This window comes from Pseudoalteromonas sp. R86517 (assembly GCF_042466295.1).
Classification (GTDB): Bacteria; Pseudomonadota; Gammaproteobacteria; order Enterobacterales; family Alteromonadaceae; genus Pseudoalteromonas; species Pseudoalteromonas atlantica.
Genome location: NZ_JAXHCB010000003.1, coordinates 26,998 through 45,683, shown reverse-complemented (window position 1 = coordinate 45,683; position 18,686 = coordinate 26,998). Strand labels below are relative to the sequence as shown.

General features: G+C 40.3%; 20 protein-coding genes and 1 pseudogene. 10 read left to right on the top strand and 11 right to left on the bottom strand.

All coding sequences use genetic code 11. From position 1 onward, the window contains the following. Positions 1 to 8: 8 nt before the first annotated feature. Both SJY38_RS17005 and SJY38_RS17000 read right to left on the bottom strand, forming a co-directional pair. Positions 9 to 2,588, bottom strand: coding sequence for a TonB-dependent siderophore receptor (locus SJY38_RS17005; RefSeq protein WP_004588780.1), 2,580 nt, complete (start codon positions 2,586 to 2,588; stop codon positions 9 to 11). A 325-nt stretch (positions 2,589 to 2,913) separates the two neighbouring features. Beyond that, the gene (locus tag SJY38_RS17000) at positions 2,914 to 3,081 is read right to left on the bottom strand and encodes an oxidoreductase-like domain-containing protein (protein ID WP_084554454.1); all 168 of its coding nucleotides are present in this window, start codon (positions 3,079 to 3,081) and stop codon (positions 2,914 to 2,916) included. Positions 3,082 to 3,186: 105 nt separating this feature from the next. On the opposite strand from SJY38_RS17000, the gene SJY38_RS16995 reads away from it, so the two are divergent. Together SJY38_RS16995 and SJY38_RS16990 are read left to right on the top strand one after the other, a co-directional pair. Next, positions 3,187 to 3,609 (top strand): hypothetical protein, encoded by a 423-nt coding sequence (locus tag SJY38_RS16995; RefSeq protein ID WP_024031949.1) that lies wholly within the window; start codon positions 3,187 to 3,189, stop codon positions 3,607 to 3,609. 82 nt (positions 3,610 to 3,691) lie between these two features. Next, complete coding sequence (locus SJY38_RS16990; protein WP_054981809.1) at positions 3,692 to 5,053, top strand: M17 family metallopeptidase; 1,362 nt, start codon at positions 3,692 to 3,694, stop codon at positions 5,051 to 5,053. Positions 5,054 to 5,070: 17 nt separating this feature from the next. On the opposite strand, the gene SJY38_RS16985 is transcribed toward SJY38_RS16990, so the two are convergent. Together SJY38_RS16985 and SJY38_RS16980 are read right to left on the bottom strand one after the other, a co-directional pair. Continuing rightward, on the bottom strand, positions 5,071 to 5,457 hold the full coding sequence (locus SJY38_RS16985; RefSeq protein ID WP_024031947.1) for a VOC family protein: 387 nt from the start codon (positions 5,455 to 5,457) through the stop codon (positions 5,071 to 5,073). Between the two features lie 97 nt (positions 5,458 to 5,554). Continuing rightward, positions 5,555 to 6,634 carry a ketoacyl-ACP synthase III gene (locus tag SJY38_RS16980; protein WP_121638415.1) on the bottom strand — a complete coding sequence of 360 codons (1,080 nt, stop codon included), beginning with the start codon at positions 6,632 to 6,634 and terminating at the stop codon, positions 5,555 to 5,557. 368 nt (positions 6,635 to 7,002) lie between these two features. Between SJY38_RS16980 and SJY38_RS16975 the strand changes: the two genes are divergently transcribed. The 7 genes and pseudogenes from SJY38_RS16975 to SJY38_RS16945 all read left to right on the top strand — a co-directional run bounded on the left by SJY38_RS16975 (position 7,003) and on the right by SJY38_RS16945 (position 11,469). Continuing rightward, entirely contained in the window at positions 7,003 to 7,407 is a 405-nt protein-coding gene (locus SJY38_RS16975; RefSeq protein WP_004588774.1) for a DUF4440 domain-containing protein, read from the top strand. Positions 7,408 to 7,451: 44 nt separating this feature from the next. After that, the gene (locus SJY38_RS16970) at positions 7,452 to 8,693 is read left to right on the top strand and encodes an ATP-binding protein (RefSeq protein WP_286743066.1); all 1,242 of its coding nucleotides are present in this window, start codon (positions 7,452 to 7,454) and stop codon (positions 8,691 to 8,693) included. Further along, positions 8,690 to 9,217 carry a response regulator transcription factor gene (locus SJY38_RS16965; RefSeq protein WP_273603105.1) on the top strand — a complete coding sequence of 176 codons (528 nt, stop codon included), beginning with the start codon at positions 8,690 to 8,692 and terminating at the stop codon, positions 9,215 to 9,217. The genes SJY38_RS16970 and SJY38_RS16965 overlap by 4 nt, the downstream gene beginning before the upstream one ends. Before the next feature lie 384 nt (positions 9,218 to 9,601). Beyond that, a pseudogene (locus SJY38_RS16960) lies at positions 9,602 to 9,925 on the top strand (thiol-disulfide oxidoreductase DCC family protein); the annotation flags it as partial. Positions 9,926 to 10,016: 91 nt separating this feature from the next. Continuing rightward, entirely contained in the window at positions 10,017 to 10,349 is a 333-nt protein-coding gene (locus tag SJY38_RS16955) for a DUF3592 domain-containing protein (protein ID WP_286741225.1), read from the top strand. Between the two features lie 310 nt (positions 10,350 to 10,659). Continuing rightward, positions 10,660 to 11,082 (top strand): hypothetical protein, encoded by a 423-nt coding sequence (locus SJY38_RS16950; protein ID WP_286741227.1) that lies wholly within the window; start codon positions 10,660 to 10,662, stop codon positions 11,080 to 11,082. 108 nt (positions 11,083 to 11,190) lie between these two features. Then, on the top strand, positions 11,191 to 11,469 hold the full coding sequence (locus SJY38_RS16945) for a peptidylprolyl isomerase (protein ID WP_004588770.1): 279 nt from the start codon (positions 11,191 to 11,193) through the stop codon (positions 11,467 to 11,469). 67 nt (positions 11,470 to 11,536) lie between these two features. On the opposite strand, the gene SJY38_RS16940 is transcribed toward SJY38_RS16945, so the two are convergent. Next, positions 11,537 to 11,881, bottom strand: a complete 345-nt coding sequence (locus SJY38_RS16940; RefSeq protein ID WP_029771693.1) for a TonB family protein — start codon at positions 11,879 to 11,881, stop codon at positions 11,537 to 11,539. Between the two features lie 106 nt (positions 11,882 to 11,987). Beyond that, positions 11,988 to 12,719, bottom strand: a complete 732-nt coding sequence (locus SJY38_RS16935) for a MauE/DoxX family redox-associated membrane protein (RefSeq protein ID WP_286741238.1) — start codon at positions 12,717 to 12,719, stop codon at positions 11,988 to 11,990. A 1,047-nt stretch (positions 12,720 to 13,766) separates the two neighbouring features. Here SJY38_RS16935 and SJY38_RS16930 point away from each other — a divergent pair. After that, positions 13,767 to 14,624 carry an immunity 49 family protein gene (locus tag SJY38_RS16930; RefSeq protein WP_286741240.1) on the top strand — a complete coding sequence of 286 codons (858 nt, stop codon included), beginning with the start codon at positions 13,767 to 13,769 and terminating at the stop codon, positions 14,622 to 14,624. A gap of 56 nt (positions 14,625 to 14,680) precedes the next feature. Here SJY38_RS16930 and SJY38_RS16925 read toward each other — a convergent pair whose 3' ends face one another. From SJY38_RS16925 to SJY38_RS16905, 5 genes are all read right to left on the bottom strand, one after another. After that, positions 14,681 to 15,340 carry a DsbA family oxidoreductase gene (locus SJY38_RS16925; protein WP_377110344.1) on the bottom strand — a complete coding sequence of 220 codons (660 nt, stop codon included), beginning with the start codon at positions 15,338 to 15,340 and terminating at the stop codon, positions 14,681 to 14,683. Positions 15,341 to 15,450: 110 nt separating this feature from the next. Next, a complete protein-coding gene (locus SJY38_RS16920) occupies positions 15,451 to 16,671 on the bottom strand; it encodes a Xaa-Pro peptidase family protein (RefSeq protein ID WP_138579137.1) in 1,221 nt (406 codons plus the stop codon). Positions 16,672 to 16,829: 158 nt separating this feature from the next. After that, complete coding sequence (locus SJY38_RS16915) at positions 16,830 to 17,441, bottom strand: flavin reductase family protein (RefSeq protein WP_004588763.1); 612 nt, start codon at positions 17,439 to 17,441, stop codon at positions 16,830 to 16,832. A gap of 9 nt (positions 17,442 to 17,450) precedes the next feature. Then, the gene (locus tag SJY38_RS16910) at positions 17,451 to 18,173 is read right to left on the bottom strand and encodes an SDR family NAD(P)-dependent oxidoreductase (protein WP_377110343.1); all 723 of its coding nucleotides are present in this window, start codon (positions 18,171 to 18,173) and stop codon (positions 17,451 to 17,453) included. Beyond that, positions 18,170 to 18,568 carry a thiol-disulfide oxidoreductase DCC family protein gene (locus SJY38_RS16905; protein ID WP_377110342.1) on the bottom strand — a complete coding sequence of 133 codons (399 nt, stop codon included), beginning with the start codon at positions 18,566 to 18,568 and terminating at the stop codon, positions 18,170 to 18,172. The genes SJY38_RS16910 and SJY38_RS16905 overlap by 4 nt, the downstream gene beginning before the upstream one ends. Positions 18,569 to 18,686: the final 118 nt, after the last annotated feature.

Below are 18,686 nucleotides of genomic sequence, written 5' to 3'. Positions count from 1 at the left end.
AAAAAATATTAGAAAGTATAGGTTGCTTTCGCGTAGTAGAAGCCACCGTTAATACCGTATGGAGACGTTTCGTAGTATTGGCCACCCCAGTTATTGTTAGGGATACCCGTACGGTCTTCAAAATCAAGTTTTTCAGCGTCTTGGTCAAAGATGTTTTGTGCACCTACCGAGAAACTAATAGACTCATTTAAGAAGTACGTTATTTCAGCGTCAATGGTCACGGCTGCGTCAGCTGTTTTTGCTGTTGCATCGTAATCTACGTGAACACCTTGGTATTCGCCGTAGTAATTAGCACGGGTAAACATTGAAAAAGATTCCCACTGCTGTGCCCAAGTAAGCGTTGCACGGTGGTTAGGTAAATCTTCTTCTAAACGCTTAACTTTAAACTCACCGGTAATGTCGCTGAACTTAGTTACCTCAGTTTCATTCCAGTTGTAAGCAAGGCTAAATGTAGAGCTTCCGCCTAGCATGTCAGCTGTGTAGTTTGCTACTAAGTCAATACCTTGCGTTGTTGTATCAAAGTCATTAGTGAAAAAGCTTACTTGTGCATAGCTTTGCGCATTTGGTACGCCTGCTGCTTCTAACGTGTCTTTATCATCTTGGCTAAGTACAATTTTTTCTGATTGGCTGATACGGTCATCAACTTCAATATTGTAGTAATCAAGTGTTACAAATAAATCGCCAATAGTGTAAACCGCACCTAATGTGTAGCTTTGCGATTCTTCTGGCTCAAGCTCTGTACCACCTAATTGCACTGCAATTGGGTTTGTTGGTGGTAATAATGCAGAATCTTGTAATACACCATCACTTAAGTTTGTTTGTACGTTACTAACGTTCGCTTGGCCAACAGTAGGGGCACGGAAACCTGTGCTTACTGAGCCACGAATATTTAGATCTTCAGTTACGTGGTACTGCGCCATTACTTTGTAGTTTGTTGTTGTACCAAAGCTGTCGTAATCTTCAAAACGTACCGCAAGGCCCATTAAGAATTCTTCTGTAAATGGTGCTTCGATATCTACATAAGCTGCGTAGTTACGGCGTGTATATTCGCCTGCATCAGAAGGTTTGAAACCAGGGAAACCATTAGAGCCAATACCAAAACCTTGCTCAGTTAAAGGACCTGCAGTGAATGATGCTTCATCACCCGAAATTACAGTAAATGTTTCTTCGTGCCATTCTAAACCACCGGCAATATTTACATCGTACGCTAGGTCAAAATCAAAGCCTTTAGAAAGGTCAAAGTTAAAGTTTTTCTCTAGTTGCTCATATTTACCTGGGCTAAAATCACGTGGGCTGTCTGCACCTAACGACGCATTAACCGTGTCGTAAATAAAGTAGCGAGATTCGTTTAAACCCACCGTACCGCTTAAATCGTAAAATGCATCTTTAAGGAAACCACCCGTAAACATACCCTTTGTACCAATAGTTAAAGAGGTATCGGTAATGTTGCCACCAAAGTTAGGCGTAAAACCACCAGGAATGGTTTCGTTAAATGCAAAACAATCAGGATTATTAGCAACACCGCTAATGTAGTCTGGGTTATCTAGTACGTTGTCATCAATTGCGATAGTTGGACAGTTACCGCTCATGTCTTCTGTTAAATCGGCAACAAGCAGTGTTTCACCGCCATCGTTTGAGTATACACCTGGGCGAGTGTGCGGGTTACGGTAGTAAAAACCACCACGTACATCACGCTCAGAGTAGTTACCAAACATATAAAATTCTGAGTCGTTTGTTAGTTCTAAACCAAAGTTACCAAAAATTGAAATGTCGTCATCAACTTCAGGGGCACCCCAAACTTGCGCAAGCGAAGACACTTCTGGTACACCTGCAGCAGAAAGTGCGGCTGCATCAGGGCGTTGCTCTGAGCGACTTGTCGCATCTGCTGTTTTATATTGAAAACTTAAGTTAGCAAAACCGTTGTCAGTAAATGGTAACCCTACGTTACCCGATATCTGTGTGGTATCGCCGTCGCCTTCGTAGTATTGACCATGGCGTACTTCAAATTTACCGCCTTCAGAGGCATCTTTAAGTTGGAAGTTCATTACACCTGCGATTGCATCTGAGCCGTATTGTGCTGCTGCGCCATCACGTAGTACTTCTACTTGCTTAAGTGCAATGCTAGGAATAACTGAAATATCAGCGCCTTGTGCACCATCGTTAATACCACCACCTAAAAATGCAATAACAGAAGCACGGTGACGGCGTTTACCGTTTAAAAGAATTAATGTGCTGTCTGAAGGTAAGCCACGTAAGTTAGCTGGACGTACTAGTGATGCGGCATCACTGATTGGGTTTTGGTGAACATTAAAAGAAGGAACAGAGCCTTTAAGTAGCTCTAGCATGTCTGTGTTACCAGACTTTTCTAGCTCTTCACCGCCAATAATATCAATAGGAACCGGTGAATCACCAATAGAGCGTGGCGCTGAGCGAGTACCCACTACGGCAATTTTTTCAACGTTTTTATTAACTTTAGTTTCACTTTCTTCTGCTGCAACAGCAGAACCTGAAATAAACAAACCTGCGGTGGTTGTTGTTGCTAATGCAAATTTAATTGCTTGATTTAGCGCGTTGCTTTTAAGTTTCATTCTAATTTTCCCCAGTTAGAATATATTTTGTACGTAATGCAGTAATTAACATTACTTATTTATAATTTTGGACGTATTCACATGGGGATAAAGAGTCAACCTACTCGACTTCTTAAAGCTAAAAGCCCACCTCATGTGAAGTCCTATGTACAGACTATACATAAAAAACTTTCAGGGCAATTAATAATTAACTCTTTAATAACAAAAAGTTCAAAATAAAATATATTTGCAACAATGGTGCAGTATGTAACTAATTTGAACTAATAAAGTGCGGTTTTATCGCTTTTTCGAAGATTTAATGCGCAAAGTGGGTGAGTGGATGTTATCAACTTGTTTCTATTGGTGAGGCAGGTGGTGTGTTTTGCGCTTGCCAGTCACGATATTTTTGTCTGTATTCGTCCCACACACAAGGGCTACAGCTACCTCCGCCGCAGCATTCATCAGGCTGTGGTTTTTGGGGTTTGAGGAGTACTATTATTTGTTTGTTTTGCATAAAAATGAGCTTTTTGAGCACTGTTATGGTGCAAAAGAGTAAAGTATAGGGCGTATTAAGTAAATTATTCTTGTGTAAAACCCTTTATGTGTGAAAATAAAGGGTATGCGATTATATAAAGTTATTCACCGTGCGCCTTGGCGGGTAGTTAAAATTAGTAAAAAGCGCCAACAGCTTCGCTTTCGTCGTGCAATGGTGGCGCTAAAAATTGCTCTTGCGCAAGAAAGGCAAGAAACCATAGAAATGCTCACCATTTATAGGCGTTACACGCAAGGGCAAACCAGCAAAGAAGAGTTAAAGCGTGCTAATGAGCAGTTTGTAGATATTTTAAAAGGGCTTGGCTTAGGTGTATTTGCCGTACTGCCGTTTGCCCCTATTACTATTCCATTGGTTGTAAAGCTAGGAAGAATGGTAGGTGTAGATGTATTGCCTAGCTCGTTTAACATTAATAAACCAGTTAAAGAGCTAGACGCTGAAATAGTTAAAGAGGATTTAAAACAACACACTAAAGCGCCAAATAAAGAATAAATCTGGCTAAAATTAGCTATACCTTTTAGCCGGTCTTATTGGTATGCTTTGAGCTACCATTTTTTATTATATGAGCTTTTCAATGAGTGCATTACTTCGTCATACTTCTTCTGGTATTCCTTTATCTTTTATTCTTAAAAACGAGTTAACTGACTGGCAATCACAACAACCGGCTTTTATCCAAACATGGTTAACAAATAGCGGCTTTGAAAAGCAGGGTTTAGCGCTTGTGCCTGACGCGCAAACCGGTGAGCTAAGCCACGTTTATTGTTTATTACAAAGCCAAAATGATTTTTGGGCCGCAGGCGAGCTTGCCAATAAATTACCGCTGGGCACGTATCAAATTCAAGGCGATGATGCCTTTATAGAGCAAGTCGCGCTTGGTTTTGTGTTAGGCGGCTATGAATTTAGTGAATATAAAGAAAAACCAACGGCCAAAGCACAATTAGCCATTGCCGATGAAGCGCTGTATCAGCGTATTAAGCAACAAGCCGATGCCATTTATTTAGCGCGTGATTTAGTAAACACACCTGCGGTAGATATGATGCCGCAGCATTTATCGCAAGTAATGGAAGATTTAGCCAATAATTACAACGGCGAATTTACCCAGTGGATTGGCGATGAGCTACTTGAGCAAAATTACCCAACAATACACATGGTCGGGCGCGCCAGCGAAAACAAACCGCGATTACTTGATTTAAAATGGGGCGATGAAAACGCACCACTTATTACCTTAGTCGGTAAAGGGGTGTGTTTTGACTCTGGCGGACTTGATTTAAAGCCAAGCTCTGGCATGCGTAACATGAAAAAAGACATGGGCGGGGCTGCGCACGTTATTGCTTTAGCACAGCTAATTATGGCGGCTAATTTACCTATTAGACTGCGTGTTTTAGTGCCTGCGGTTGAAAACGCGGTATCGCGAAATGCATTTCGCCCAGGTGATGTAATTAAAACGCGTAAAGGCATTATGGTTGAAATAGACAATACCGATGCAGAAGGGCGTTTAGTATTGTGTGATGCGCTTAGCGAGGCACAAAACGATAACCCTGAGCTAATTATTGACTTTGCGACCCTTACCGGTGCTTGTCGTGTTGCTTTAGGTACTGAGCTACCGGGCTTTTTCTCAACAGAGCGCGATGTAGCAAATGGTATTATTGATGCCGGTATGGATGTAAGCGACCCTGTATGGCAATTGCCTTTATTTGATCAGTACAAAAGCTTTTTAAAGAGCGATGTAGCCGATATGGCAAACTGTGCCAGCACACCATTTGGTGGTGCAATTACCGCGGCGCTTTATTTAAAAGAGTTTGTAGAGCCAACCACACCCTGGGTACATTTTGATGTAATGGCGTGGAATTTACGTGCTTTACCTGGGCGCCCAACCGGCGGCGAAGCGTTAGGTATTCGTGCGGTATTTAATTACTTGCAAAGCCGCTTTAAATAAACCTTATTATACGAGGGTTATACCTCGTATAACTCAAGCGGTAAGTTATCTGGATCGGCAAAAAAGGTGAATTTTTTGCCGGTTATTTCATCCACTCTTATCTCTTCCACTGTTATATTTTGTGACTCTAAATACTGCTTTGCTTGGGCAACGTTTTTAACTTTAAATGCTAAATGCCTCAAGCCTTGCGCTTCTGGGTAGCTTGGTCTTGCAGGTGCTCCATCAAACGAAAATAACTCTATTTGGCTGCCATCAGGCATCGCTAAATCTAATTTATACGAATTACGCGCGGCCCTAAAATGCTCGTTAATAACTTTAAGTTTAAGTACGTTACTATAAAAGTGCTTAGAGCGGGCGTAATCACTGCAAATAACAGCAGCATGATGAATGCCTAATAGTTCCATATAGTTAGTTCCATGTAGATAGCTCCATGAGTTTGTTCTTCTAAAAAACAAAAACGCACTAAAAAGTGCGTTTAATTTTTATGTGCTTTAAAAACGTTTAGCTAGGCTCAGCGTCTTTGCAGGCTTTAACTGCGGGGGCTACAAGCTCAAGGCCGGTTAGCTCACACGGTGGCAAAGTTGCATCACTTACTTTAATCGGCGTAACACGCTCGCCCCATTTTATATAGCTTGCTGCCCACGTTAAACCTGCGCCAAACGCTGCCGACATAATATTTGAATGCGGCTTAATTAAGCCTTGCTCTACGGCTTCACATAACGCAATAGCAATCGTCGCGGCTGAGGTATTACCGTAGTCAGCAATGTTTACCATTACTTTTTCATCCGGCACTTTTAAACGATGCTGAATTGCTTGAATAATACGTAAATTAGCTTGGTGTGGCACTAATACGTTTATGTCATCAAGGCTTAGGTTGGCTTGCGTTAATACATCATCACACGCTTCGCTCATACCTTTAACGGCACGTTTGAAAATTTCACGGCCTTCAAATAGTAAGTCCGATGGGCCAATTGGCTCATATTTATTTAAATCACTACCAAAGTTGGTGATATGCAAAATGTCTCTGTCTTCACTGTCGCAACCGGTTTTAGTACCAAGTAGGCCTGCGGGTGTATCTGCGGCTTCGAGTACTACTGCGCCTGCGCCATCACCAAATAATACAGCGCTGTCACGGCGTGCCCAGTTTACATACCAAGTCATGCGCTCAGCAGCAATAACCACGGCTTTTTTAATCATACCCGCCTGAATTTGAGCGGTAGCTGCCTGAAGAGCATATAAAAAACCAGAACACGCAGCATTGGTATCCATAGCTGCAGCGCCGGTTGCACCAATGTTTTTTTGTACTAAAGAGGCGGTATTGGCCACTACAGTAGAAGGGGTACACGTTGCTAAAATAACTAAATCGATATCTTTTGCGTCAATCCCTGCACAATCGATGGCGTGCTTTGCGGCAACGGTTGCAAGTTCTGCGGTGCTAACATGGCTAACCCTACGAGATTTAATACCAGTACGTGTGGTGATCCACTCATCGTTGGTATCAACTATTTCGCTAATTTCATCGTTGCTAATGCTTGCTGGTGGAATACATTTACCCCAACCAGTAATATGTGCGTAGGCCATAGTGTGTTCTCTTAAAAAGGTGGTCTGACGTGTATTGCTAATGGGTGAGTTATATCAAAAATTGCCCTTTAAGAGAAGTTATTAACCTGTTTTGTCTCGTAAATAATAGTAATTGTGGGCAATTTGACGTAAAGCTTGTTTAAAGAGTAAGCAAGTATTAAAACTATACGTAGCGATGTGTTAAACAGCATATAATTGAATAGTGCATGATTTTGCGGCTTTACTTAAACGTAAGTGGCTTGCGTTTATGGCACTGCGTTCAAGCTGTTAGCTTGAGTGAATTAAAGTAAGCCGATATTATTAATTACTGCCCGTTTAACGTATAAACACACAAACACGTGGCAATTGCATACATAATAAGGAAGCCCATGAGCAATAAAATAAAAGTGTCGTTGTTTAATCACTTGATTGAGGCAGAACGACAGTTGCTCGACCCCGATGTTCGTCAATCAAGCCATGCATTAAATGCCTTACTTGATGATGAGTTTATTGAAATTGCAGCTAATGGCACCGTATTTGATAAGCAGCACGTACTCACACGTTTACCTACCGAGGTTGTTCCGCAGTTTTATAATCAGCACTTTAAAGGGCGAATGCTTAGCGATGATGTCGCGCAAATTAGTTACCAAGCGGCTTATAGGCGCTCAGCCCGAAGTGAGTTTAATTACTCCTTACGTATGTCGCTTTGGCGTAAAAGTAATGAACAATGGAAAATGGTGTTTCATCAAGGAACGCCGTGCGCGCTGTTTACTATATCAATGGATGAAGATTAACTTTTTTAACGTATTAAATTTTATAGGTACATCACACCTTGTTTATGCAAACCGACCCGACCATTAGTCGCCTTTTAATGCTGCGAAGTGGTGCTATTGCTGTGCAGTTAATTGCTGTACTAAGCGTGTATTTTTTATTAGAACACCAAATAGCGTTACTCCCTTTATTAGTGGTAATAGCTATAGAGGCGATATTTCAATTAGTAAGCGTATTCGCCTATCGAAATGTTAGCCAAGCGCGCCCTATAGGGATGTTAATGCAGCTCACTGCGGATGTCCTGTTTTTAACTATTTTGCTCTCATTAAGTGGCGGCGCAACCAATGCGTTTGTATCGCTATTATTGCTACCTATCATGATTGCAGCGGTCACCCTTCGTGAAAAAGGACTCGCTTATATCGCCGTACTGGCAATTGCCGCTTATAGTTTTTTACTCATTAAGATGCCCGATCACAGTATGCATCAAATGAATATGAGCGGGCATTTTATAGGCATGTGGGTTAACTTTGTTTTAAGTGCAAGCGTTATCGCTTTGGTTATTGGCGCTATGAGTAGAGCATTAAAGGAGCGAGAGCGCACAATAGCTAAAGCTCGCGAGCAGCAATTGCGCAACGAGCAACTGGTAACCCTAGATGGCGCAGCTGCGCAAATAACCCATCAACTAGCCAGTCCTATCGCTAACTTACAATTACTATTTGAAGAGCTTTTAGAAGAGCAGCCAAATAACCCTGTCGTTGTGCAAATGCACACGCCGCTTAAGCAATGTGCTAGGCAATTAAATGACTTTAGAAAGCTCTCTGCTCAGCTTCGTAATAAAAATACCACCGAGCACATTACAGTAAACCAGCTACAAACGCAGATCATCGATACATTATTACTGCAATACCCTGATCAGCACATTAATTGGTTAAGTGAGCCAATAGCAGCCACCTTAAAAAGTGATGCAATGCTATTGCCTGCTATTCTCAATTTGCTACAAAATGCATGCATTGCTAATCAAAAAAATAACCAAACCCAGTTAGAGCTAAGCTGGCAGCAAGATAATCAACACAGTGAAAGTATATATTTGCTAATTCGTGATTTTGGTAGCGGTTTTAGCCAATCACAATTAGCAGAGCTTGGCGGGCAACTTATGCCTAGCAGCCAAGGTATGGGGCTTGCGGTTTTACTTTCTAATGTAACGTTTGAGCGACTAAACGGCTCGTTAACTTTGTATAATCACGCTGGTGGCGGGGCAGTGGCTAAAGTAAAATTAGCCATAGCAAATAATGAGCAATCACTTACATGAAATTACTGATAATTGAAGACGATATAAACCTAGCCAGTACACTTGCTCGGCGTTTAACAAAGCAAGGCTTTAGTTGTGAAGTTGCGCATAACCAAAGTGATGCATTACTCAGTGCACATAAACACTTACCAGATTTTATTTTGCTCGATATGAAATTGGGTGACGATAACGGGCTTGCCTTAATTAAGCCACTTCGCAGCTTATTACCGCAAGCGTATATTGTATTATTAACAGGGTTTGCAAGCATAGCCACCGCAGTAGAGGCCATGCGTTTAGGTGCTAACGACTACCTTACAAAACCCGTTGATATGGCCACGTTATTAAAGGCCCTAAACGCAGATTTAAATACACAAAATGTTAGTGATATTGCCACACCAGTTATGTCACCAGAGCGTTTAGAGTGGGAGCATATTCAGCAAGTGCTACATAGTAATAACGGTAATGTGTCGGCCACTGCGCGGCAACTCAATATGCATAGGCGCACATTGCAGCGTAAGTTACAAAAAAAGCCGGTTCAGCAGTAACCGCTTAAGGGGTATAAAATGAGTGATGATGCGGCTACATTAATGCGTAATCAAAAAATTATATTATTCGATGCACAGTGCAAATTATGTAGTGCGTGGTGTAATTTTATTATTAGGGCCTGTTTATCTTTCGAGGTTAAATTTGCAGCAGCCTGTTTGGTAATTAGGCAAGACAGAGCCTATGTAGTGTGGTTGTTCCCCATAAATAGGCGATAACGTAGCATAAATGCCAAACAGGCGCTGCCCGAAGGGGTTCTGCCTAGGGGTCATTTACTCTTTGTTGCTCGGTTTTTACTTAGCCCACTAGGTTACAAACCTCGCGCCGCGATTAAATGGCCCCTAGATTGAACAAATTTTAATCCTGAAAGGTCAACAGGCCCTAGGAACGATACCAATGCCATTTTTAAACTGTGCAGCGTGCAATCCCCAAAAGGTGCACTGCTATTAACTCACTTTGGTTTTTCAACCACACAATACGCCTCAATGGTTTACCTACAAAACGGCAAAGCGTACACGCAAAGTCATGCTTTTTTTGAAGTGGTAAAGCAGCTAGGTTACCCCTATAAATTAGCCACTGTATTTAGTGTTTTACCTAACACCTTTAATAATTGGCTGTACGATAAAATTGCTTTAAACCGCTATACCTTATTTGGCAAATATCAGTATTGCAGAGTACCCAACCCAGAGGACGCAAAACATTATTTATAATTGATCGCAGATAAAGAAATTTACTATCGTATTGAATCATTGTCTCCATAAACAAATATATTGCGCAGTCCCAAAAAAATCAGGTGTTGATATGTTTAATAAAAGTAGAGTTTTTTTTGTTGTAATGCTTTTAACTTCACTCGCTTGGAGTGCTTATTTAGTAACCGTTGTTTCAGAAGGTCAGACTACGAAAAGTTGGCCTATGGTTGAGGGTACTGTTATTTCTAGTAATGGACTACGTATACAACATAACCAAGAGCGCTATATTTTAGAAGTTGAATACTCTTATATGGTTGATGAAAAGCTATTTGTTGGAAATCGAGTATCAAACGTCAACTCTATGCTTGATAGAGCGGAGCGAGATTTACAACTTAAAAAATATCAAACGAGGGATAAAGTTAATGTTTATTATAATCCTCAGTAGCCTAGTAAATCCTACCTAATGGTTGGTGTAGGCTACGGTATTTATCTTTTGTTGTTTGTGTGTATAGCTATGGTATTTTTCTCAGTTGTGAATTTAAGAACGTTATTAAAAAACTGATTTTAAAAAGGCTCTTAGCAGAAGCAGAAAATTAATTGGGTTAGGTTTTTCTTATTGCCTTTGGTTGGTTGCTGCTAATATTGAGGTGTTAACTAATACAAATCAATAGGTTATGATATTTTTTGGCCTCGCAGTTTAGAGTGTACGGATGCGTTATAGAGCAATCCTCCCGGAAAGTTAATAGAATCCAAATATGAAAAAATTTATATCTATGTCTAGATTGTTAGTTTTAATGGTTGTGGTCTTTTCTGTAAAAGCAGTTCCCTTACAGGAAAGTATAGAATGTAAAAAAGTATCATGGGGTCCACTGTTTAAGAATCAAAATGATTTGGTTGGAACTAAAGTGTGCTTAGTTGGACATTATGGGCACCTTAGTTTTTATGAAGATCGTGCAGCTCTAGAAAAAATGTCAAAGCAATACTTAGTATTCCCATTTTACGGTGATGTAACTGAGGGGGTTGTTAAGCGTTGTAGCAATAGAATGCTTTTAGTGGAGGGATTTATTGCCAGTCATGAAAAAAGTAAAGCACCACGAATTAGAAAAGTAACTAGGTTAAGCCCGCTCTCGGCCCCTGAATATAGCTGTTTAGACCAAATATCAGGTTTTGTGAATTAAAGCGTGCTATTGGGTGACGCCAATTATTTGATTGGTCAGCTATAAGTAGATGCTAGGTTTAGGTGGCTGTGCTAAAATCGCCGCGTTTTAAATTATCAGGGCTTTGAAATGGCAAGTACAGCGCACGCACTCCACATATTGGTTAAACACAAAGAAATAGCAGAAGACATTATTAAGCAATTAGGTAAAGGTGCCAAATTTCAAACCTTAGCTAAAAAATACTCGTCGTGCCCATCAGGTAAAAAAGGCGGTGACCTTGGCGAATTTAGACGCGGGCAAATGGTTCCGCAGTTTGACAAAATAGCCTTTAATGGCGCTATTTTAGAGCCACATTTAGTTAAAACTAAATTTGGCTGGCATGTAATTAAAGTGCTTTATCGTACTTAATAAGCTCGCTGTCAAATACTAAAAAGGCTGCACACTGCAGCCTTTAAGATATAACCTTACCCGATTATTAATTATCCAAATTAAACTCAATTGTCATTTCTAAGTTTTTATCAGGTACAGCAACACCATTAACAACTTTAGGTGAGTATTGCCATTTAGATAGGGCACGTTTGGCTTCGCTATTAAACACTTGTTCAGGTTTAGCGTTAATAACTTTAATATTATTTGGGCGCCCATAACTATCTACATCATAAGACATGGTAACAAAACCTTCTGTTTTGTTACGTACCTCTGCAACAGGGTATTTAGGGGGAACTGTTGATTTTACTGTTGCGGTAGGACTGTCTTGAAGTGGAGTTGTAGTACAGCCAGTAATGATTAGAGCGGCAATTATAGACAGTAAGTATTTCATTTTAATTCCTTTTATTATTTAGTTAGTCCCCTTTTTTACACTAAAATACCAGTCATGTAAAATAATCCGCTTAGTTATCAAGCCCATTATTTAACCTGAATTAAGGTTATTTAATAAACATCCAGATACCCGCCGCAATCATAAACAGGTTTTCGGTCAGAGAGACAAACCCCAGCGGTACATTACTATCTCCGCCAACACAGGCACATTTAAGCTCTCGTTTGTCTATGTAAACAGCCTTAATCACCGACACGGCGCCAACACCCCCAATAAATAAAGAAATTGGTGCAACAATATAAGCTGAAAGCCCTGCAATCATGCCAATACTTACAAATGCTTCTAAAAATGGATACACATAAGCATATCTCACTACTTTCATCGCAAATAAATCATAGGTTATAAAAGAATTACTAAAGCTGTATAAGTCGCGTAATTTTTGAATAGCCAGTACGCCCATTGTTAACGCGACAAACAGCATAACTGTATGCATAGAAAAAAGTGCAAAGCCAGTCGAGTAGCTAAATGCAAAGGCAAGCAATAGTGTAACAGCAAAAATGGCCGTTACGGGAGTATAAGTTGTCCCCTGTTGGCCTGCTTCAGATTTGTTAAAATAACTACGTAGCTCATCGTAGCCACCTATGCGTTCGTTGTCTATAAAGGTTTGCGGCGTTGTTTTTACATCGTGCTTATTTTTAAATGCATCGGTTTCTTCGCGAGAGGTTAATAGATTATCATCAAGCTCATAACCTTTTCGTTTAAGTAGATCTTTAGATTTTAAACCAAACGGACATATATGTTCATCGGTTGCCATTCTATATAATGTTGCTGACTTAGCCATGTGTACTCCTTACTTTAAATAGTTAATTTATTTGTGCAGACAGTACAAATGTAGGTTTCAACATTGTTGGTCGCTTAGAAAAAAGGGTCTAAATAAATGTAATTTTTACCTATCATTCGCACAAAATTATCTCACAGAGCATGTAATAATTTTCTTTGCTAATAATGCACTTATAATGCCAGTGTAAAAATCTATTCGTATAATGTTAATTGTGGCAAAGGAACAAATAGTAGATGTGTTCCTATATTAGAAATTAACCATAAGCAATATCAACTACCTATTATTATGAAAAATACAGTCACGTTAATAAAATCTAAAGGTGTAGGGATAGGAGCTATCGCTATATTAGCAGGGCTCGTTTTAGCGTTAGGGGAGCTTACTAGTCTATTCACTCATTTACCAACATACGAAGGTGGCTTTAACAAAGTTGCAGGGGGGAGATGATACTGCCATTTAGCTGCTTAGCCAGTTTGTATATAGTTTATAAATATTTTCGATTGGTTAGGGTTATTAAAATAAACTTAATAACAGAGCAGGTAACAATAAATAATAAACCCCTCATAGGCTTTTTAGAAATATCGATTAAGACTTTCGAAAATACGCATCGCTGCGCGTTAATAATTAAAAATACTGAGGAGGAAATACTCAAGTCAGGGGCGCTCTATTACTGCGCTAGTAAGGATTGCTTAATCAACTACAGCGGCGAATATTTGCATATTCCAGTTGAGAACCAATAGGGCTAAAATGTGCAGCCTTATTTAGTTTTAAATTTGTCTTGTCCTGAAATGTGTAAACAGATTTCAGGACAAGACACTTTGAAAGAGATTGGTGACTATTTTCAATTGCACTATTCTCGTGTAAGTAAAATAGTGTCAAAAAGAAAGGCCTGACCACCCTATTTACACAAGCCTTGAGCAACACTTTGCAAGCATTTGATAGTTATTCTGTTAACATTGAATTTCGTAAAGTGCAACAGAAGTTTCAAACTGGCAGTAGTTTAAAACCAACGTTTGACGTGACAAATTACACCATTGGAAGTATCAAGTTATGAGCCAATTAAAATACCACAATGACCACTATAAATTAGTGAACTTGCAAAATGCCTTTCATATTCATTTAGATACTTATAACAATAGGTGGCAGCGTTATCTCGAGCTAGAGCCCGCGATTTATGAGGAGCCGCAGGCACGGTTAAACTCTGACGCAATGGATTGTATAAGTCTAAGCTTTCATGCACAAAATGCAGAAAAAAGGCTTGAGGGCGTGCCTATTATGCGCTTTGGCCTAGACTTATTGCATGCGCATTATAATTTAGTGTCAAACCCTGGGCAGCGCCATATTTTTACTTTAAAAGGTCACGTATTTCGCTTAGAAGGTCATTCTGAACATCGCTTGATCATGGTTGATGATTGGTTACTGCAATTAAGTTTAGCCCTGTGTTTAAGAGATGCTGATGCGACTGAACTAATCTGTCGATGCGAAGAAAATTGGCTTGAGTACCCTGACGTCCTTGACTTCGCACTCCTAAATTTTGTGCGAAATATATTTGTACAAGACGCAGACCAAACAGTGTTATTACGCGAGGTAATGGAAAAATCAGGCCCTGAGCATGTTGATGAATTTAGAGCGCCTTATGTGAACATGCTTTTCTTGCCTTATTTGGATGTGTGGGTAGCGCTTTTATCAAACGATGAAGCTCATTATAAACGGGCAATCTACAAGGCTATTGAATTACATTTTACATTTTACAATGACCCACCTGAGGGCGCAGTTACGTGGGCAGGCGATGTAGCTCTGCTAATAAGCGCAGTGGCTAGCCTTGCCTATGATAAACATGGTTGGCAAGTGCCCGACACCCCTTACCTGCCAAAGTGGCTAATTTATAAAGAGTTTGAAAATGCTTAAATTAGCCTTGTTTGGCTACGAGGCTGCATATTGCAGCCTTTAATTTTGCTAGCTAACTAAACTTCTTGCTTAGCCTCTTCTTCACTAATTTGTTTTAGTGCTTGAATAAATGAGTCGCTTGGTTGTCCGCCACTGATTGCATATTTATCGTTGATAATAAATGTAGGGACTGAAGTAATACCGAGTTGCTTAAAGCGGTCTTGCTCTTGGCGTACTGTTTGAACGTATTTATCTGAGTGTAAAATACTACGCGCCTGTTCTTTATCAAGGCCAACACTTTCTACTACATCAAGCAGTGCCTCTTCTTGATTTAAGTATTTTAAATCGGTGAAGTGTGCTTCAAACATGGCAAGCTTTAATTCGGTTTGCTTATCTTCTTCACGCGCCCAAGTAAGTAGGCGGTGTAAATCAAAGCTGTTGATCATGATGCGCTCACCATCAAAATTAAAGGTAAACCCGGCACGCTGACCTGCTTCGTACATGTTTTTACGATTTTCATCGCCTTGCTCTTCGCTTAGGTTGTACTTTTGCATTAGGTGCTCATTTAAATTTTGACCTTCAAGCGGCATGTCAGGATTTAGCTCAAAAGGATGCCACGTAATATCTGCACTCATCTCGTCTTTAAGTTGGTCAAGCGCTGTTTCTAGGTTTTTGTAACCTATTACGCACCATGGGCACATTACGTCTGACACGATATCAATTTTAAAGTTTTTCATATTCATCCTTTTGCGGATTGCTTTGGTATAACAAACGATATTGGGATGAAGTATGCATTATCAATCCTCAAACTAAAAAGAGCAGCTAATGGCTGCTCTTTATAAAGGGTTTAAGCGTTCAGCCCAAACGGGTCGTCAATACTATAACTTGGTTGTGTAAACCAATGCGGGCCGTTGTCGGTCATATAAAAGTGATCCTCCAAACGTACACCAAATTCATCAGGTATTACTAGCATTGGCTCGTTACTAAAACACATGCCAGGTGCAAGTGGGGTTTTGTCTCCACCGACTAAATAAGGCCATTCGTGAATATCTAAGCCAATACCATGGCCCGTACGATGCGGGCAGCCCGGTGTTTGGTACTGTGGCCCCAATCCTTGAGCCGCTAAATAGTGACGAGCGCCGGCATCAACTGCTTCACACGTAGCGCCAATTTTTGCAGCACTAAAGGCGGCGAGTTGCGCTGCTTTTTCATGATCCCAAAACATGCGCTGGCGCACTGTTGGCTCACCAAATACATAGGTGCGGGTTATATCTGAAAGGTAATCATGCACTTTGCAACCGGTATCTATTAATACCATATCGCCTTTTTTAAGCACTTGCGCATCTTTAACGCCATGTGGAAATGAGGTCGCCACACCAAATAAAACAATACAAAAATAGTTACCGGGGGCACCTACTTTTTGATGCGCTTTTTTAATGAAGGCTTCTACCTCTGTGGTGGTAATACCTTCGTAAAGCATGCTTGCAGTTGCTTGATGTACAGCTAAAGTCATATCCATTGCGCATTGCATGAGCGCTAATTCGTTTACCGACTTATGCATGCGGCAATGTGCAGTAACGCTCTGTGCATTAACTATATTTAGGCCTTTTTGCGCTTTGTTTATACCGTCGAATATAAAAAATTGGGCACTTTCATCAATGCCTATCGTGGCATTGTCATTAATGTTGAGCTGCTTGAGTACACTTACAAATAACGCATATGGACTTTCGTGTTCTTGCCAGCCATGAATGGGGCCTTCAATCACTTTAAAGCCGTTTAGGGTGCCAATTTCAAAATAAGGGGCTATGTATTGTACATCGCCTATAGCGGGTAAAATGGCGCCAACCATGCGCTCACTTGCATACCATTTCATACCTGTGAAGTAAGTGAGGTTTGTACCTGCATTTAAATAAATTGCATCAATATTATTTGCTTGCATATAAGCTTGTGCTTTTGCAATGCGCTGTAAATATTCATCTGCTTGAATAGGGGTTACATTGGCGGTCATATTGCTTAATCCCGCTAATGCTTGCTCGCTTGTGTGTGTACCAACGCCTAGTGTGGCCATAAAAGTCTCCTTGGTTTCAATACCAAGCTGCATAAATACTTGAGCAATTGAACATATTAAATTTCACTAAAATGTTAAAAAGCCCCAATAAGCAGATTGGTGTTAGGCATTGTGTTTAATGTAAAACCATAATTCAATAATATGCGACAACATGCATGCTAAGGTTTTTTAGCGTAAGGTAAACGCGATAATTTATTGCTAGTGTGGTAACTATCAAGCCCAGTTACAGCCACAGTCTCAATAGCTTGTAAATCTAAAAAGCCATCACTTTGTAGCGCCGCTTCATCTAAATACACATCAGTAATTTCACCTATAACCAGCTCGGTGCCATTAACGGCTAAGTGTTGGTGCTCAACGTATTTCACAGAGTATTTTAATCGCGACTCTTGAACAAAAGGGGCTGTAAATTCATTTAGGTATTCTGGCGTTAAACCTGTTGCGTCAAATTCTGACTCGCCTTTATCGTAGCGAGCTGATGTTTGATGAGCTTGCTTATATATGGCCTTATTAACTTGGTTAATGGTGTAACAGCCGGTTTCTATGATGTTTTCAAACGTATGGCGAGGCACGCTATTAGGGCGCATTATCATGCCAACCAATGGCGGGTGAGCCCCTAAATGAATAACCGAGCTAACAATAGCTACATTTGTATTGCCTTGCTTGTCTTGCGTGCCAATTAAGTTGGCGCTTTTAAAACCCGAAAGTGAATTAATTAAATGAGTACGAGTGTGTTTTTCAAGTGCGTTTATGCGCTCTTTAGTAAAATGCATTAAAGGTCCTTACCAGGGTATGGCTTCGCCTTGCCAATCTAAATAGGCGGGCTCACCGTTAAGTTCTAAATGAGGGTTATTAAACGTAAGTGTAAAAAGCTGTTTAGCTACAAATTCAGCGCTAAAAAGCTTATCCGCAGGTACGTTTTTTTGAAATGGTTTTGAAAGCGCAGTATCGGTAGTGCCCGGATGAAATAACACCAGTTTAGTATTTTTAGCTCGGCGCGCCAGTTCTACCGCTGCGGTTTTAAATAGCATGTTTAAGGCCGCTTTAGATGCGCGGTATGTATACCAACCGCCTAATTTATTATCATTAATACTGCCCACACGCGCACTGAGCGCCGTTATAGTGCACAGCGTTTTATGTGTTAACAGCGGTAAAATGCTCTGCAAGCACAGTAAGGGAGTGAGTGTGTTGGAATTAAATAATTCATTAAAATAGTCTGCGTTTAGCTCTTCTAGCTTTTTTTCTGGCATGTGGTTTTTATTGTGCAATGTGCCATTAAACATAACGACTTGTTGAATCTCGGCATTTTGCTCTTTTAAGTAAGTTGTAACCTTGGCTAAGCTTTGCGCTGTGTAATCGCTCTTTATGTAAACAACATTACTATTTGTATCTGCCTTTTTTGAGCTAACACATATAACTTGCACTGTGGGTGCATTTATTTGTAGGTGCTCAATATAAGCTTGTGCTATTGCGCTGCTGGCACCAAATAAAACAATTGTTTTCATTGTTTGTCCTTTGTATTAACAGTGCATTGGCCGTTTAAACATGAGGCGTTTAGCATGAGCAAACGGCTTATTTTTTGTCTGTGTTTTGCAAAAAACATATAGGCGGCATCAGCGAAGTAGCGAATTATTGGCAAGCGAAAAATTTTCAACCAGCGGTATTTTCCTACTGTTCTCCACGCTTGATAGGTAACATCTAAGCCGTAAATCATCTCGCCAGTTGGTAACTGTGCATGCAATATAGCCATGGCCTTGTTTTTATTAACACTTGGATAACGTGCGCTAAAATCGTGGCTATTAAGGTCTTCTAAAACAATTTTATGTTTAGTATCAGCATCTTTAAGGTGCTGCATTTCGGTATTGCAAAGCGGGCAGCTGGCGTCGTAAAAAATGATCATAAAAGCCGTTTTCTAATAATTTACATATAGCTAATTACGATTCACCATTGCAAATGGATCTATTAAATCTGCGCTCATGATGATATTAATAGCATTCCATGAAACAAAGGAGACTGAG